General features: G+C 59.6%; 15 protein-coding genes. 13 read left to right on the forward strand and 2 right to left on the reverse strand.

The annotated features are described in order from the left end of the window. The first annotated feature begins 72 nt into the window (after nt 1-72). The 6 genes from ssuE to PMI28_RS12685 all read left to right on the forward strand — a co-directional run bounded on the left by ssuE (nt 73) and on the right by PMI28_RS12685 (nt 4740). Complete coding sequence (gene ssuE, locus PMI28_RS12710) at nt 73-666, forward strand: NADPH-dependent FMN reductase (protein ID WP_007987663.1); 594 nt, start codon at nt 73-75, stop codon at nt 664-666. A gap of 90 nt (nt 667-756) precedes the next feature. Beyond that, entirely contained in the window at nt 757-1722 is a 966-nt protein-coding gene (locus PMI28_RS12705; RefSeq protein WP_007987664.1) for a sulfonate ABC transporter substrate-binding protein, read from the forward strand. 25 nt (nt 1723-1747) lie between these two features. Further along, nucleotides 1748-2896, forward strand: a complete 1149-nt coding sequence (ssuD, locus tag PMI28_RS12700) for an FMNH2-dependent alkanesulfonate monooxygenase (protein ID WP_007987666.1) — start codon at nt 1748-1750, stop codon at nt 2894-2896. A 9-nt stretch (nt 2897-2905) separates the two neighbouring features. Next, complete coding sequence (gene ssuC, locus PMI28_RS12695) at nt 2906-3688, forward strand: aliphatic sulfonate ABC transporter permease SsuC (protein ID WP_007987668.1); 783 nt, start codon at nt 2906-2908, stop codon at nt 3686-3688. Further along, nucleotides 3685-4491, forward strand: a complete 807-nt coding sequence (ssuB, locus tag PMI28_RS12690) for an aliphatic sulfonates ABC transporter ATP-binding protein (protein ID WP_007987670.1) — start codon at nt 3685-3687, stop codon at nt 4489-4491. The genes ssuC and ssuB overlap by 4 nt, the downstream gene beginning before the upstream one ends. 33 nt (nt 4492-4524) lie before the next feature. Then, entirely contained in the window at nt 4525-4740 is a 216-nt protein-coding gene (locus tag PMI28_RS12685) for a TOBE domain-containing protein (protein WP_007967989.1), read from the forward strand. Between the two features lie 158 nt (nt 4741-4898). Here the strand turns inward: PMI28_RS12685 and PMI28_RS12680 are convergent, their stop codons facing one another. Beyond that, a complete protein-coding gene (locus PMI28_RS12680; protein WP_007987672.1) occupies nt 4899-5537 on the reverse strand; it encodes a TetR/AcrR family transcriptional regulator in 639 nt (212 codons plus the stop codon). Nucleotides 5538-5777: 240 nt separating this feature from the next. Continuing rightward, on the reverse strand, nt 5778-7154 hold the full coding sequence (locus PMI28_RS12675; protein ID WP_007987674.1) for a glutamine synthetase family protein: 1377 nt from the start codon (nt 7152-7154) through the stop codon (nt 5778-5780). 667 nt (nt 7155-7821) lie between these two features. Between PMI28_RS12675 and PMI28_RS12670 the strand changes: the two genes are divergently transcribed. The 7 genes from PMI28_RS12670 to PMI28_RS12640 all read left to right on the forward strand — a co-directional run bounded on the left by PMI28_RS12670 (nt 7822) and on the right by PMI28_RS12640 (nt 16238). Continuing rightward, nucleotides 7822-9180, forward strand: coding sequence for a glutamine synthetase family protein (locus PMI28_RS12670; RefSeq protein ID WP_007987676.1), 1359 nt, complete (start codon nt 7822-7824; stop codon nt 9178-9180). 59 nt (nt 9181-9239) lie between these two features. Then, the gene (locus PMI28_RS12665) at nt 9240-10604 is read left to right on the forward strand and encodes an aspartate aminotransferase family protein (RefSeq protein ID WP_007987678.1); all 1365 of its coding nucleotides are present in this window, start codon (nt 9240-9242) and stop codon (nt 10602-10604) included. Nucleotides 10605-10775: 171 nt separating this feature from the next. Next, nucleotides 10776-11885 (forward strand): polyamine ABC transporter substrate-binding protein, encoded by a 1110-nt coding sequence (locus tag PMI28_RS12660; RefSeq protein WP_007987680.1) that lies wholly within the window; start codon nt 10776-10778, stop codon nt 11883-11885. 243 nt (nt 11886-12128) lie between these two features. After that, nucleotides 12129-13226, forward strand: coding sequence for a polyamine ABC transporter substrate-binding protein (locus PMI28_RS12655; RefSeq protein WP_007987682.1), 1098 nt, complete (start codon nt 12129-12131; stop codon nt 13224-13226). Nucleotides 13227-13297: 71 nt separating this feature from the next. After that, nucleotides 13298-14440 (forward strand): ABC transporter ATP-binding protein, encoded by a 1143-nt coding sequence (locus PMI28_RS12650; protein WP_007987684.1) that lies wholly within the window; start codon nt 13298-13300, stop codon nt 14438-14440. Between the two features lie 35 nt (nt 14441-14475). Further along, nucleotides 14476-15357: an ABC transporter permease subunit gene (locus tag PMI28_RS12645; protein WP_238539257.1), complete on the forward strand. Its 882-nt coding sequence runs from the start codon at nt 14476-14478 to the stop codon at nt 15355-15357. Further along, nucleotides 15354-16238 carry an ABC transporter permease subunit gene (locus PMI28_RS12640; RefSeq protein ID WP_007987688.1) on the forward strand — a complete coding sequence of 295 codons (885 nt, stop codon included), beginning with the start codon at nt 15354-15356 and terminating at the stop codon, nt 16236-16238. The genes PMI28_RS12645 and PMI28_RS12640 overlap by 4 nt, the downstream gene beginning before the upstream one ends. Nucleotides 16239-16249: the final 11 nt, after the last annotated feature.

Raw genomic sequence — 16249 nt, forward strand, 5'->3', positions numbered from 1 at the left:
ACTGTTAAGGTCACTCCATCGAAGCGAGATCGCAAACCGCGAATCGCCAACACCGTGCAAGGAATCGTTTGAATGTTGGTTGTCTCACTCGGTGGCAGTCCCAGTCAGCGCTCTCGTTCCGGGGTGCTGCTGGACCGCTCCCAGCGTTGGTTACAAGGACAGGGCGTGGAAGTGGTGAGTTATCAGGTGCGGGACTTCCCGGCCGAGGACTTGCTGCACGCACGCTTCGACAGCCCCAAGGTGATCGACCTGCTGCAACAGATTGAAAACGCCGATGGCCTGCTGATCGCCACACCGGTTTACAAGGCATCGTTTTCCGGAGCGCTGAAAGTCGTTCTGGATCTGCTGCCCGAACGCGCCTTGAGCCACAAGGTGGTTCTGCCGATGGCCACTGGCGGCAGCATCGCCCACATGCTGGCGGTGGATTACGCGCTCAAACCGGTACTGTCGGCATTGAAAGCCCAGGAAATGCTGCAAGGGATTTTCGCCGTCGACAGTCAGATCGCTTACGGCGAAGGCAGCGCCCTGGCACAGTTGGCGCCGGAGCTGGAGCAACGGCTGAATGAATCGCTGGAGCTGTTTTTCAGCGCCATGGCGCGACGGCCCAAGCCGCTCGATCCGACCCTGTTGAATGATCGTTTGCTGAGTGCTCGCTGGAGCATTTAAGCCTCACCGAAAAATTGAAGTACTGGCCTTACTCGCCCGCCAACGGGCAAGCAGGTGCAGCCAAAACCCAACTGCAAAAAGGAGAGCGCCATGCGCCCTGTCATTTTGCGTCGTGGTCTGGTCGCTCTGTTTGCTGCGGCTGTCACCTTCGGCGCCATTACTCAAGCTCAGGCCGAGACATTACGCATCGGCTATCAAAAGTACGGCACTTTGGTGCTGCTCAAAGCCAAAGGCACCCTGGAAAAACGCCTCGCCGCCCAAGGCGTGGACGTGCAATGGACTGAGTTCCCCGGCGGCCCGCAACTGCTTGAAGGCTTGAACGTCGGCTCCATCGACTTCGGCGTTACCGGCGAAACACCGCCAGTGTTCGCCCAAGCGGCCGGCGCCGATCTGCTCTACGTCGCTTACGAACCGCCTGCGCCCCACAGCGAAGCGATCCTGCTGCCGAAGGACTCGCCGATCAAATCGGTAGCCGAGCTCAAGGGCAAGAAAGTCGTGCTCAACAAGGGCTCCAACGTGCACTACCTGCTGGTGCGTGCACTGGAAGACGCCGGCCTCAAATACACCGACATCCAGACCGTCTTCCTGCCGCCGGCCGATGCCCGCGCCGCGTTCGAGCGAGGCAGCGTCGATGCCTGGGTGATCTGGGACCCCTACCAGGCTGCCGCCGAACAGCAACTGCAAGCGCGCACCCTGCGCGATGGCCAGGGCATCGTCGACAACCACCAGTTCTACCTGGCGACCAAACCTTACGCGCAAAAGAATCCCGAGGTGATCAAGACCCTGGTGGAAGAAGTGCGCGCAGTCGGCGAGTGGTCCAGGGCCAATCCCCAGGAAGTGACTGAACAGGTGTCGCCACTGCTCGGCCTGCCGGCTGATATCACCCTGACCGCGGTGAAACGCCAGGGCTACGGCGCGCTGCTCCTCACCCCGGAAGTGGTCGCGGCACAGCAGAAAATCGCCGACAGCTTCTACCAACTCAAGCTGATTCCCAAGCCGTTGAGCATCAAAGACGTGATCTGGACGCCGCCGGCCGCCGTTGCGAAAGCCCAATAATTCGATTCCCCAAGGAGACCACTCCATGAGCCTCAATATTTTTTGGTTCCTGCCTACCCACGGCGACGGCCATTACCTTGGCACCGCCGAAGGCGCACGCGCCGTCGATCACGGTTACCTGCAACAAGTCGCGCAAGCCGCTGACCGCCTGGGTTTTGGCGGGGTGCTGATTCCGACCGGGCGTTCCTGCGAAGACTCATGGCTGGTGGCGGCATCGCTGATTCCGGTGACCCAGCGCTTGAAATTCCTTGTCGCCCTGCGCCCCGGGATCATTTCCCCGACGGTAGCGGCGCGGCAGGCTGCGACCCTGGATCGACTGTCCGGCGGACGGGCGTTGTTCAATCTGGTAACCGGTGGTGATCCGGAAGAGTTGGCCGGTGATGGCCTGTTCCTCAGCCACGAAGAGCGTTATCAGGCCTCGGTGGAATTCACCCGCATCTGGCGCCGCGTACTGGAAGGTGAAACCGTCGATTACGACGGCCAGCACATCAGCGTGAAGGGCGCGAAACTGCTCTATCCGCCGATCCAGCAGCCGCGTCCGCCGCTGTACTTCGGTGGTTCCTCGGAAGCCGCACAGGATCTGGCCGCCGAACAGGTGGAAATGGTCCTGACCTGGGGCGAACCACCGGCCGCCGTCGCGGAAAAAATCGAACAGGTCCGTGCCAAAGCCGCCAGGCTCGGACGCACCGTGCGCTTCGGCATTCGCCTGCACGTGATCGTGCGCGAAACCAACGATGAGGCGTGGAAAGCCGCGGATCGGCTGATCTCTCATCTCGACAACGAGACTATCGCTCGTGCCCAGGCTTCGCTGGCGCGTTTCGATTCGGTCGGTCAGCAACGCATGGCCGCATTGCATGGCGGCAGCCGCGACAACCTGGAAGTCAGCCCGAACCTGTGGGCCGGTGTCGGTCTGGTCCGCGGTGGTGCCGGTACAGCACTGGTGGGCGATGGTCCGACCGTGGCCGCCCGCGTGAAGGAGTACGCGGACCTGGGCATCGACACGTTTATCTTCTCCGGTTATCCACACCTGGAGGAGTCGTATCGCGTCGCCGAATTGCTGTTCCCGCACCTCGATGTCGAGCGTCCTGAACTGCCGAAAAGTGCCGGTTACGTCAGCCCGTTCGGCGAGATGGTCGCCAACGACATTCTGCCCAAAGCCGCGTCCCAGAGCTGAGGCGCGCTCATGAAGAAAATCATCCACAGCCTGGCGCCCTGGGCGTTGCCGGTGTTGTTGCTGGCGGTGTGGCAGTTGAGTGTGTCGGCGGGCTGGTTGTCGACGCGGATCCTGCCGGCACCGATTGCCGTGATCGAGGCCGGCGTGAGCCTGGTGCGCAGCGGCGAAATCTGGACCCACCTGGCCATCAGTGGCTGGCGTGCCGCGCTGGGTTTCACCATCGGTGGCGGCATCGGTCTGACCCTGGGTTTTATCACCGGTCTGTCGAAATGGGGCGAACGCTTGCTCGACAGTTCGGTGCAGATGATCCGCAACGTGCCACACCTGGCGCTGATTCCACTGGTCATCCTGTGGTTCGGTATCGATGAGTCGGCGAAGATTTTCCTGGTGGCGCTGGGCACATTGTTCCCGATTTATCTCAACACCTACCACGGCATCCGCAACGTCGACCCGGCGCTGGTGGAGATGTCACGCAGTTATGGCTTGTCCGGTTTCGGTCTGTTCTGGCAGGTGATTCTGCCGGGTGCACTGCCTTCGATTCTGGTCGGCGTGCGTTTCGCCCTGGGTTTTATGTGGCTGACGTTGATCGTCGCGGAAACCATCTCCGCCAGTTCCGGTATCGGTTATCTGGCGATGAATGCCCGGGAGTTCTTGCAGACCGACGTGGTGGTGTTGGCAATTCTGTTGTACGCGGTGCTCGGCAAACTGGCCGACCTCGCGGCCCGTGGACTTGAGCGTGTGTGGCTGCGCTGGCACCCGGCGTATCAGGTTGCCAAGGGAGGTGCGGCATGATTGCGGAGCAACCTCCACGCCTGCTGCGCGGGATTCCGCTGGCGGTGCGCAAGCTGCAAAAAACCTTTGGCTCACGGCAGGTACTGCGCGAGATCGACCTGCACATTCCGGCGGGGCAATTTGTCGCCGTGGTCGGTCGCAGCGGTTGCGGCAAAAGTACTTTGCTGCGATTGCTCGCCGGTCTCGACCAACCCACTGGCGGTGAGCTGCTCGCCGGTGCCGCGCCACTGAGCGAGGCGCGGGAAGACACACGGCTGATGTTCCAGGAAGCGCGTTTGCTGCCATGGAAAAAGATCATCGACAACGTCGGCCTGGGCCTCAAGGGCAACTGGCGGCCGCAAGCCTTGCAGGCTTTGGAGGCGGTTGGCCTGGCCGACCGCGCCAACGAGTGGCCGGCCGCGCTGTCCGGTGGACAGAAGCAACGCGTGGCGTTGGCCCGTGCGTTGATTCATCAGCCGCGCCTGCTGTTGCTCGACGAACCCTTGGGCGCGCTGGATGCCCTGACCCGAATTGAAATGCAGCAGTTGATCGAACGGCTCTGGCAGCAGCACGACTTCACAGTGTTGCTGGTGACCCACGACGTCAGCGAAGCGGTGGCAATTGCCGATCGGGTGATTCTGATCGAAGACGGTGAAGTCGGCCTCGACCTGCACGTGGAACTGCCGCGCCCTCGGGTGCGCGGCTCCCATCGGCTGGCGGCGCTGGAAACCGAAGTGCTCAATCGCGTACTGGCGCTACCCGGCCAGCCGCCGGAACCGGAACCTGTTTCACCCTTGCCCACGCAATTGCGCTGGGCTCAATAACGCAAGTCTTACCCAACGACAGGAATCAACACTATGACTATCAAGGCCATCAACGTTCGCAACCAGTTCAAAGGCTCCATCAAGGAAATCGTCCTCGGCGACGTACTGTCGGAAATCGACGTGCAGACCGCTTCCGGCATCGTCACTTCGGTGATCACCACGCGTTCGGTGAAAGAGCTGGAACTGGCGGTCGGCAGTGAAGTGATCGCGTTTGTGAAATCCACCGAGGTGTCGATCGCCAAATTGTAATCGTGCGCGTAAACGACAACCCCGAAGGGTTTGAGCCCTTCGGGGTTTTTTGTGCGTGTGATTCAGTGAGAACGGTGCCGTGGCCTTCGCGAGCAAGCCCGCTCCCACATTTGAAATGCGTTCCCCCTGTGGGAGCGGGCTTGCTCGCGAAGGGGTCGTCAGGCTGGAATACTGCGCTTGGGCAGATACGGCGGTAAATACAGCCCCAGATATGCATCAAACACCCGCATCCCTTCCTCAGCCATGCGCGGCGTAATCTGCCCATGCTGCTGCACCGAACGCGCATACACCCGGTCGCCCAGCTCCATGGCCAAAGCAAACACATCGACGTCCCCCGGCAGCTTCGGCAGCTCGAAATGGTGGTCGAAGAGTTTGTGCATCAGGTCGCCCAGCTCGATGTCGTGCTGGCGGTCGGCCTGGGTGACTTCGGTCAGGCCGTGCTGGGCCAGAATGAGTTGGCGGGCGGCGGCGTCCTCTGCGTAGATGTCGAGCATGCGTTGTTCCACCAGTCGCGACAAATCGCGCCAGCCGCTCAGGGCGTCATGGTCGATGGCTGCTTGCAGGCAGGCGCGGAACGCGGCGTGGACGTCGGCGGTCAGGGCTTCGAGCAGGGCCGGGACACTGGCGAAGAAATGGTAGACCGATGAGGGCGGAATTTCCGCGCGCTCGGCGACGCTGTAGATCGACAGGCTGGCCACACCCTCGGCAGCCAGCAGCGTACGGGCCGCATCGAGTATCGAATCGATCCGGGCCTGGCTGCGTGCGCGGGGTTTGCGGGGAGTGGCTACGCGTGTCATTGGAGTCTCCTGCGGGGCAGCGGGCATTGTACGAGTCGGGTTGTGTGTTGTCTGCCCGGACGCCTTCGCGAGCAAGCCCGCTCCCACACTGGATTTGTGTTCAACGTAGATGCTGTGTTCGCAGAAGATCCCTGTGGGAGCGGGCTTGCTCGCGAAGCAGGCGACCCGGTCCAACTGAAATTACCCATAAAAAAACGCCGCAGGCTTTTACAGCCGGCGGCGTTTTTTTACTGCAACCGCTTACACGGTATGCAGGTACCAGTTGTACTCGAGGTCGGAGATGGAGTGTTCGAACTCCTCCAGCTCACTCTCTTTACAGGCCACGAAGATATCGATGTATTTCGGATCGATGTACTTGGCCATGACTTCGCTGTCGTCCAGCTCGCGCAGTGCATCGCGCAAGTTGTTCGGCAGGCTCTGCTCGTTCTGCTCGTAGCTGTTGCCTTCCACCGGATCGCCTGGCTCGACCTTGTTGGTCAGGCCGTGGTGAATACCGGCCAGCACCGACGCCATCAGCAGGTACGGGTTGGCATCGGCACCGGCCACGCGGTGTTCGATACGTACGGAGTCTGGAGCACCGGTCGGTACGCGAACGGCCACGGTACGGTTGTCCAGGCCCCAGCTCGGCGAGTTCGGCACGTAGAACTGTGCGCCGAAACGACGGTAGGAGTTGACGTTCGGGCAGAGGAACGCCATCTGCGCAGGCAGGGTCTCGAGCACACCGCCGATCGCGTGTCGCAGCGCGGCGTTCTGCTCGGGATCCTCGCTGGCGAAGATGTTGTTGCCTTCCTTGTCGAGAATCGAAATGTGCACGTGCAGACCATTACCTGCCTGGCCCGGGTACGGCTTGGCCATGAAGGTGGTGTCCATCTCATGGTCATAGGCGATGTTCTTGATCAGGCGCTTGAGCAGAACCGCGTAATCGCAGGCCTTGATCGCGTCTTTCACATGGTGCAGGTTGACTTCGAATTGTGCCGGGGCACTTTCCTTGACGATGGCGTCAGCCGGGATGCCCTGCTCCTTCGCGCCTTCGAGGATGTCTTGCAGGCAGTCGACATATTCGTCGAGGTCGTCGATCAGGTACACCTGGGTCGACATCGGACGCTTGCCGGACACTGGCGAACGAGGCGGTTGCGGGCGACCGTTCACGTTCTCCTGGTCGATCAGGTAGAACTCCAGTTCGAACGCGGCGCAGATGGTCAGGCCCATCTCATCGAACTTGGCCACGACTTGTCGCAGCACTTCGCGCGGGTCGGCGAAGAACGGGTCACCTTCGAGTTCGTGCATGGTCATCAACAGTTGCGCGGTCGGGCGCTTCTGCCATGGCTCGTTGCACAGGGTATCGGGGATTGGATAGCAGATTCGATCGGCGTCGCCGATGTCCAGGCCCAGACCGGTGCTTTCCACCGTGGAGCCGTTGATATCCAGAGCAAATAGAGAGGCCGGCAGGTTGATGCCTTTCTCGTAAACCTTGTGGAGGCTGGTGCGTTCGATGCGCTTGCCGCGCACCACACCATTCATATCCGCAATCAGAAGGTCAACGTACAGAACCTCAGGATGTTCCTTAAGGAACGCGTTCGCTTCGTTAAGCTGAACGGCACGCGGGGGTACCGACATGATGCAACACCTTTGTTGTTAAAAATATCAATCATTGATCTTTTCTGGTTTCAGTCAACCCGAACGGCATGCCGAAGTCAAGCGAGGCCTTTTTTGCCCTAAAAAAGCACTAGCGTGGCTTTTTTGAGGCACTTTAGGGCGTTTTTACTCCGCTGGACGTGGTGGCGGCCGCGGGCTTGAGCGGGCCGTGTTGTATTTTTTACGGGGGTGTTGTGTAAAAAAATGAACAAGGCTAAGCTCGAATCAAACCCATAACAGCAATAATACCGGGGTGCTTCATGTCTCGCCTGCCGATAATCGGCGTCATCGACTGCTCAAGACAGGTCGGTCGGCATGTTTATCACATCAGTGGTGACACGCCCTTCCGCTCCGTGGCTTCAGCGGCTCCGGTGATCCTTCCGTCCCTGACGGTTAGCCCGTCCCCGTCCGTTATTCTGGACGGTCGCGATGGCACCCCCATTACGGTTACTCCATTCAATATAGAACCGATTCACAATAGCGGCCTGACCATCGTTCAGGGCACCGCTTGCGATTCTGCACGCCCGGCCTCTGCGGCCGTGTCGGCAAACACGATAATCTGCCGCAGAAACGCTCTACAACGCGACGCCGATGCGTCAAACAACGCCTGACCTTAAAAGGGTCAGACAACTCAAGCCTAGAGGCATTTATGAGTAACAACCTCGACCAGCTCACCGATTGGTTGAAAAACCACAAGATCACAGAAGTCGAATGCATGATCGCCGACTTGACCGGGATTACCCGGGGCAAGATTTCGCCGACCAACAAATTCATCGCCGAAAAAGGCATGCGCCTGCCAGAAAGCGTTCTGTTGCAGACCGTGACCGGCGATTACGTCGAAGACGACATCTATTACGAACTGCTCGACCCGGCCGACATCGACATGATCTGCCGCCCCGACCAGAACGCGGTGTATCTGGTGCCCTGGGCCATCGAGCCGACCGCCATCGTTATCCACGATACCTACGACAAGCAAGGCAACCCGATCGAGCTGTCGCCGCGCAACGTGCTCAAGAAAGTCCTGAAACTCTATTCCGACAAAGGCTGGCAGCCCATCGTGGCGCCGGAAATGGAGTTTTACCTGACCAAACGCAGCGACGACCCGGACTACCCGTTACAGCCGCCGGTCGGCCGCTCCGGTCGCCCGGAAATCGGTCGACAGTCGTTCTCTATTGAAGCGGCGAACGAGTTCGATCCGCTGTTCGAAGACGTCTACGACTGGTGCGAACTGCAGGACCTGGACCTCGATACACTGATTCACGAAGACGGCACGGCGCAGATGGAAATCAACTTCCGTCACGGCGATGCCCTGTCCCTGGCCGACCAGATCCTGGTGTTCAAGCGCACCATGCGCGAAGCCGCGCTCAAGCACAACGTGGCCGCGACCTTCATGGCCAAGCCGATGACCGGCGAACCGGGCAGTGCCATGCACCTGCACCAGAGCATCATCGACATCGAGACCGGCAGGAACATCTTCTCCAATGAAGACGGGACCATGAGCCAGCTGTTCCTGCACCACATCGGTGGCTTGCAGAAACTCATCCCCGAGCTGCTGCCGCTGTTCGCACCCAACGTCAACTCGTTCCGCCGCTTCCTGCCGGACACCTCGGCACCGGTAAACGTGGAATGGGGCGAAGAGAACCGCACCGTGGGCCTGCGGGTTCCGGATGCCGGGCCAAATAACCGTCGGGTGGAAAACCGCCTGCCGGGCGCCGATGCCAACCCGTACCTGGCGATTGCCGCGAGCCTGCTCTGCGGATACATCGGCATGGTCGAAGGCCTGAACCCGAGTGCGCCGGTGGTGGGTCGTGGCTATGAACGCCGCAACCTGCGCCTGCCGCTGACTATCGAAGACGCGCTGGAGCGCATGGAAAACAGCGCGACCATCGAGCGTTACCTGGGCAAAAATTTCATCACTGGCTACGTCGCGGTCAAGCGAGCCGAGCATGAAAACTTCAAGCGCGTGATCAGTTCGTGGGAACGGGAATTCCTGCTATTCGCCGTCTGATTCGCCGGGCGCCGCTGTTGTCGGGCGGCGTTCTCACCTGGATTTTTTAGGAGATTCGTATGACCAGCAACAATCCGCAAACCCGTGCATGGCAAACCCTGAGCAACGATCACCACCTGGCTCCGTTCAGCGACTTCAAGCAGCTGAAAGAGAAAGGCCCGCGGATCATCACCAACGCCAAGGGCGTGTACCTCTGGGACAGCGAAGGCAACAAGATCCTCGACGGTATGGCCGGCCTGTGGTGTGTCGCGATTGGTTATGGTCGCGATGAACTGGCCGATGCCGCCAGCAAACAGATGCGCGAACTGCCTTATTACAACCTGTTCTTCCAGACCGCACACCCGCCGGTACTGGAACTGGCCAAGGCCATCGCCGACATCGCACCGCAAGGCATGAACCATGTGTTCTTCACCGGTTCCGGCTCTGAAGGCAACGACACCATGCTGCGCATGGTTCGTCACTACTGGGCGATCAAGGGTCAGCCGAAGAAGAAAGTCATCATCAGCCGCAAGAACGGCTATCACGGTTCCACCGTGGCCGGCGCGAGCCTGGGTGGCATGACCTACATGCACGAGCAAGGCGACTTGCCGATTCCGGGCATCGTCCACATTGCCCAGCCGTACTGGTTCGCCGAAGGCGGCGACATGACCCCGGAAGAATTCGGTATCTGGGCGGCCAACCAACTGGAAGAAAAGATTCTGGAAGTCGGCGTCGACAATGTCGGCGCCTTTATTGCCGAGCCGATCCAGGGCGCCGGCGGCGTGATCATTCCGCCTGACACCTACTGGCCGCGCATCAAGGAAATCCTCGCCAAGTACGACATCCTGTTCGTGGCTGACGAAGTGATTTGCGGTTTCGGCCGTACCGGCGAGTGGTTCGGTACCGATTTCTACGACCTCAAGCCCGACATGATGACCATCGCCAAGGGCCTGACGTCAGGCTACATCCCGATGGGCGGCCTGATCGTGCGTGATGAAGTGGTGGACGTGCTCAATGAGGGCGGAGACTTCAACCACGGCTTCACTTATTCCGGGCACCCGGTAGCGGCGGCTGTGGGGCTGGAAAACATCCGTATCCTGCGCGACGAAAAAATTGTCGAGCGCGTGAAGTCAGAAACGGCACCGTACTTGCAGAAGCGTCTGCGGGAACTGAACGATCACCCGCTGGTAGGTGAGGTTCGTGGGGTTGGGCTGTTGGGGGCCATCGAACTGGTCCAGGACAAAGCCACTCGCAAGCGTTACGAGGGCAAGGGCGTCGGCATGATCTGCCGTCAGTTCTGCTTCGATAATGGCCTGATCATGCGCGCAGTCGGCGACACCATGATCATCGCTCCGCCTCTGGTGATCACACCGGCGGAAATCGATGAGCTGGTGACCAAGGCTCGCAAGTGCCTTGACCTGACCCTGAGTGCATTGCAGGGCTAAGTGCTAGGCTCAGAGCGAGGGAGCTGCGGCGCTCTCGCTCAATGCTGTCACAAAGGCCGGTCTTTTCTTGAAAGACCGCCTCGGATCTTGCCAGACTAGCCGCAGTTCCAGTTGTCCGGGTTCGGCAGCTGAACAAAGTGGTTCAAAAAAGAAAAATTTGGAGCATGACGCATGAAGGCATTAGGTAAAAAGCTTGCTGGCAAGACACTTCTCGCCCTGTCCGTCGCGGGCATGATGGCGGGTGCGGTTCAGGCGGACGACAAGGTGTTGCACGTCTATAACTGGTCCGACTACATCGCTCCGGACACCATCGCGAACTTCGAGAAAGAGTCGGGGATCAAGGTCGTTTACGACGTATTCGACAGCAACGAAACCCTGGAAGCCAAACTGCTGGCGGGCAAGTCCGGCTACGACGTGGTCGTGCCGTCGAACAACTTCCTGGCCAAGCAGATCAAGGCCGGCGTATATCAGGAGCTGGACCAGTCCAAGCTGCCTAACTGGAAAAACCTGAACCAGGATCTGCTCAAGGCCGTTTCGGTCAGTGACCCTGGCAACAAACACGCCTTCCCGTACATGTGGGGCTCGATCGGCATCGGTTACAACCCGGAGAAGGTCAAGGCTGCGTTGGGCGTCGACACCATCGACTCCTGGGACGTGCTGCTCAAGCCGGAAAACATCGCCAAGCTCAAGGGTTGCGGTGTGAGCTTCCTCGATTCGCCGACCGAAATGCTCCCGGTCGCGCTGCACTACCTGGGCCTGCCAACCGACAGCCAGAAGAAAGAAGACATCAAGAAAGCCGAGGAACTGTTCCTCAAGATTCGTCCTTCGATCACCTACTTCCACTCCTCCAAGTACATCTCGGACCTGGCCAACGGCAACATCTGCGTAGCGGTTGGCTACTCGGGTGACGTTCAGCAGGCCAAGTCCCGTGCCGCAGAGGCGGGTGACAAGGTCAAAGTCAGCTACGCCATTCCGAAAGAAGGCGCTGGCAGCTTCTTCGACATGGTCGCGATTCCCAAGGATGCCGAGAACGTTCAGGGCGCCTACAAGTTCATGACCTTCCTGCAGAAGCCTGAAGTCATGGCCAGTATCACCAACGCCGTACGTTTCCCGAACGGTAACGCCGCTGCAACAGCCCTGGTAGAAAAAGACATCACCAGCGATCCAGGCATCTACCCGCCAGCCGATGTACAGGCCAAGTTGTATGCCATCGCCGACCTGCCAGCGGCAACCCAGCGTGAAATGACCCGCAGCTGGACCAAGATCAAGTCGGGCAAGTAAGCAGTTAAACCCTGTAGGAGCGAGCTTGCTCGCGAAAAAAGCCGGAACACCGCAGGGTGTCAGGCACCACGCGTAATCGTTGACGACCATCGCGAGCAAGCTCGCTCCTACAAGGGTCTGCATAAAAGTTTTGCTGGAACGGTTTTTCGAGGGTAAGTTGCGCGCCGGTTTTGTTGCCGGGCAACCACGGTTGTCATGTAACGCGGGGCAACTTGGGCCCAACTAATTTTAGAGGACCTCCACTTGCCTGTTTTTTCTTTGTTGCGCAATGCCATGCTGGTTGGCGCCGGGCTGACGCTTGCAGTCAGTGTTCAGGCCGCCGGCACCGTGCATATTTATAACTGGTCGGACTACATCGGCGAGACGACACTGGCCGACTTCAAGAAAGACACCGGTATCAAGCCGGTCTATGACGTCTTCGATTCCAACGAAACCCTGGAAGGCAAGTTGCTCGCCGGGCGTACCGGCTACGACGTGGTCGTGCCGTCGAACCACTTCCTCGGCAAGCAGATCAAGGCCGGGGCGTTCCAGAAGCTCGACAAGTCGCAGTTGCCGAACTATTCGAACCTCGACCCGGTGCTGCTCAAGCGCCTGGAACAGAACGATCCGGGTAACCTGTATGCCGTGCCGTACCTGTGGGGCACCAACGGCATCGGCTACAACGTCGACAAGATCAAGGCTGTGCTGGGCGTCGACAAGATCGATTCCTGGGCTGCGGTATTCGAACCGGAGAACATCAAGAAGCTGAACAGTTGCGGCGTGGCGTTCCTCGATTCTGCCGATGAAATGATGCCGACGGTCCTCAACTACATGGGCCTGAACGCAAACAGCACCAACCCCGAAGACTACAAAAAGGCCGAAGCCAAATTGCTGGCAGTCCGGCCTTACGTGACCTACTTCCACTCCTCCAAATACATCGCGGACCTGGCCAACGGCGATATCTGCATCGCGATCGGCTTTTCCGGCGACATGTTCCAGGCCCGCAACCGCGCGGCTGAAGCGAAGAAAGGCGTGAACATCGCTTACTCGATTCCCAAGGAAGGTGGTGCGTTGTGGTTCGACATGCTGGCGATTCCGAAGGACTCGGCCAACGTCAAGCAGGCCCACGCCTTCATCAACTATTTGCTGAAGCCTGAGGTGATTGCCCAGGTCAGTGATTACGTCGGCTATGCCAACCCTAACCCGGGGTCGGACAAACTGATGGAACAGTCCATTCGCACCGACGCAGCGGTTTATCCACCGCAAGAGGTTCTCGACAAGACCTACGTGTCCATCGAGTTACCGCCGAATATTCAACGTTTGATGACCCGCAGCTGGACCAAGGTCAAGTCGGGTAAATAGATTCAAGGCTCAAACTATCCAAGGTTGGCTCACCTTGAGCGAACTGCACTCTTTTTTTGGGAGTTTCGTAAATGGCAGTTGCCTCCGGCGCCTATAAGAAAGCCCTCGAGGGCGACCAGCAACCTAAGCAGGTGCTGGTCAAAATCGACCGGGTCACGAAGAAGTTCGACGAGACGATTGCCGTGGACGATGTGTCCCTGGAAATCAAGAAAGGCGAAATTTTCGCCCTGCTCGGCGGTTCGGGATCGGGCAAATCCACATTGCTGCGCATGCTTGCAGGTTTCGAACGGCCCACGGAGGGGCGCATTTTCCTCGATGGCGTAGACATCACTGACATGCCGCCCTACGAGCGGCCGATCAACATGATGTTCCAGTCCTACGCCCTGTTCCCGCACATGACCGTGGCGCAGAACATCGCCTTCGGCCTCAAGCAGGACAAACTGCCGGCCGCCGAGATCGATGCGCGCGTGGCCGACATGCTCAAGCTGGTGCAGATGAGCCAGTACGCCAAGCGCAAGCCGCATCAGTTGTCCGGTGGCCAGCGTCAGCGTGTGGCCCTGGCCCGTTCCCTGGCCAAGCGACCGAAACTGTTGCTGCTCGACGAACCGATGGGGGCACTGGACAAGAAGCTGCGTTCGCAAATGCAGCTGGAGCTGGTCGAGATCATCGAGCGCGTCGGCGTAACCTGCGTCATGGTGACCCACGACCAGGAAGAGGCCATGACCATGGCCGAACGCATCGCGATCATGCACCTGGGCTGGATCGCCCAGATCGGCAGCCCGATCGACATCTACGAAACCCCGACCAGCCGCCTGGTCTGCGAATTCATCGGCAACGTGAACATCTTCGACGGTGAAGTGATCGACGACGCCGAAGGCCACGCAACCATCACCTGCAAGGACCTGGACCGCCAGATCTACGTCGGTCACGGCATCAGCACCTCGGTGCAGGACAAGTCGGTCACCTACGCGATCCGTCCGGAAAAACTGCTGGTCACCGCCGAAATGCCGACCTGCGAATACAACTGGTCGAGCGGCAAGGTTCACGACATCGCCTACCTTGGCGGCCACTCGGTGTTCTACGTCGAACTGCCAAGCGGCAAGCTGGTGCAGTCCTTCGTCGCCAACGCCGAGCGCCGTGGGCAGCGGCCGACCTGGGGTGATCAGGTCTACGTGTACTGGGAAGACGACAGCGGCGTGGTACTTCGCTCATGAACATGCGCAAACTCAAACGCCGACTCAATCGAATAATTCCCGGTGGCCGTCAGATGGTCATCGGAATTCCATTCATCTGGCTGTTCCTGTTCTTCATGCTGCCGTTCTTCATCGTCCTGAAGATCAGTTTTGCCGAAGCGGACGTGGCCATTCCGCCGTACACCGAAATCTACAGCTACGCCGAGCAGAAGCTGCAACTGCTGCTTAACCTGGGCAACTACGCGATGCTGGGCGGTGACGAGCTGTACATCGCCGCTTACCTCGGCTCGTTGAAGATGGCGCTTTTCAGCACCATCCTCTGCCTGTTGATCGGCTACCCGATGGCCTACGGCATCTCCGTTGCCCGCAAGGAAGTGCAGACGGTGCTGGTGCTGCTGATCATGATGCCGACCTGGACCGCGATCCTGATCCGCGTTTATGCGTGGATGGGCATCCTCAGCAACAACGGCCTGCTCAACGGTTTCCTGATGAGCATGGGCTGGATCGACGAGCCGCTGCAGATCCTCAACACCAACCTGGCGGTCTACATCGGCGTGGTTTATTCCTACCTGCCGTTCATGATCCTGCCGCTGTACGCCAACCTGGTGAAGCACGACCAGAGCCTGCTGGAAGCCGCATCGGACCTGGGTTCGAGCACCTTCAACAGCTTCTGGAAAATCACCGTGCCGCTGTCGAAAAACGGCATCATCGCCGGCTGCATGCTGGTGTTCATCCCGGTGGTGGGCGAATTCGTGATCCCGGAACTGCTCGGCGGTCCGGAAACCCTGATGATCGGTAAAGTGCTCTGGCAAGAGTTCTTCAACAACCGTGACTGGCCGGTGGCGTCTGCCCTGGCGGTGGTGATGCTGGCGATCCTGATTGTGCCGATCATCCTGTTCAACCGCAGTCAGGCCAAGGAAATGGAGGGTAAAGAATGAAGCGCTTCCGTTTCTCCAGCCTGATGCTGGTACTGGGTCTGTTGTTCATTTACCTGCCGATGCTGATCCTGGTGATCTACTCGTTCAACGCCTCGAAACTGGTAACGGTGTGGGGCGGCTGGTCGATCAAGTGGTATGTCGGCCTGCTCGACAACAGCCAACTGATGGGCTCGGTGGTGCGTTCGCTGGAAATCGCCTGCTACACGGCGGTGGCGGCGGTGGCACTGGGCACACTGGCGGCGTTCGTCCTGACGCGCATCACGCGTTTCAAGGGCCGTACCCTGTTCGGTGGCCTGGTCACCGCGCCGCTGGTAATGCCTGAAGTGATCACCGGTCTGTCGCTGTTGCTGCTGTTCGTGGCCATGGCGCAGTTGATCGGCTGGCCGCAGGAACGTGGCATCGTCACCATCTGGATCGCTCACACCACGTTTTGTGCCGCTTACGTGGCGGTGGTAGTCTCCGCCCGCCTTCGCGAGCTGGACCTGTCCATCGAAGAAGCGGCCATGGACCTGGGTGCGAAGCCATTCAAGGTATTTTTCCTGATCACAATCCCGATGATCGCGCCGTCACTGGCGGCCGGCGGCATGATGTCGTTCGCCCTGTCGCTGGATGACCTGGTGCTGGCGAGCTTCGTGTCGGGCCCTGGGTCCACGACCCTGCCGATGGAAGTGTTCTCGGCGGTACGTCTGGGCGTGAAGCCCGAGATCAACGCCGTGGCCAGCCTCATCCTGCTGGCGGTGTCGATCGTGACCTTCATGGTCTGGTACTTCAGCCGCCGTGCCGAAGCCACCCGTAAACGCGCGATCCAGGAAGCCATGGACCAGACCGCCAGCGAATCCTGGCAGCAACCGAAAAAGCAAATGGCAGCAGCAACGGCCTAAGGGCCAGCTGC

This window comes from Pseudomonas sp. GM48, assembly GCF_000282335.1.
Lineage (GTDB): Bacteria > Pseudomonadota > Gammaproteobacteria > Pseudomonadales > Pseudomonadaceae > Aquipseudomonas.

Coding starts and splice junctions, on each gene's coding strand:
- PMI28_RS12665 (WP_007987678.1), top strand. CDS start 9,240: ATGACCAGCAACAATCCGCAAACCCGTGCATGGCAAACCCTGAGCAAC.
- ssuD (WP_007987666.1), top strand. CDS start 1,748: ATGAGCCTCAATATTTTTTGGTTCCTGCCTACCCACGGCGACGGCCAT.
- PMI28_RS12660 (WP_007987680.1), top strand. CDS start 10,776: ATGAAGGCATTAGGTAAAAAGCTTGCTGGCAAGACACTTCTCGCCCTG.
- ssuC (WP_007987668.1), top strand. CDS start 2,906: ATGAAGAAAATCATCCACAGCCTGGCGCCCTGGGCGTTGCCGGTGTTG.
- PMI28_RS12685 (WP_007967989.1), top strand. CDS start 4,525: ATGACTATCAAGGCCATCAACGTTCGCAACCAGTTCAAAGGCTCCATC.
- PMI28_RS12650 (WP_007987684.1), top strand. CDS start 13,298: ATGGCAGTTGCCTCCGGCGCCTATAAGAAAGCCCTCGAGGGCGACCAG.
- ssuE (WP_007987663.1), top strand. CDS start 73: ATGTTGGTTGTCTCACTCGGTGGCAGTCCCAGTCAGCGCTCTCGTTCC.
- ssuB (WP_007987670.1), top strand. CDS start 3,685: ATGATTGCGGAGCAACCTCCACGCCTGCTGCGCGGGATTCCGCTGGCG.
- PMI28_RS12670 (WP_007987676.1), top strand. CDS start 7,822: ATGAGTAACAACCTCGACCAGCTCACCGATTGGTTGAAAAACCACAAG.
- PMI28_RS12705 (WP_007987664.1), top strand. CDS start 757: ATGCGCCCTGTCATTTTGCGTCGTGGTCTGGTCGCTCTGTTTGCTGCG.
- PMI28_RS12680 (WP_007987672.1), bottom strand. CDS start 5,537: ATGACACGCGTAGCCACTCCCCGCAAACCCCGCGCACGCAGCCAGGCC.
- PMI28_RS12675 (WP_007987674.1), bottom strand. CDS start 7,154: ATGTCGGTACCCCCGCGTGCCGTTCAGCTTAACGAAGCGAACGCGTTC.
- PMI28_RS12640 (WP_007987688.1), top strand. CDS start 15,354: ATGAAGCGCTTCCGTTTCTCCAGCCTGATGCTGGTACTGGGTCTGTTG.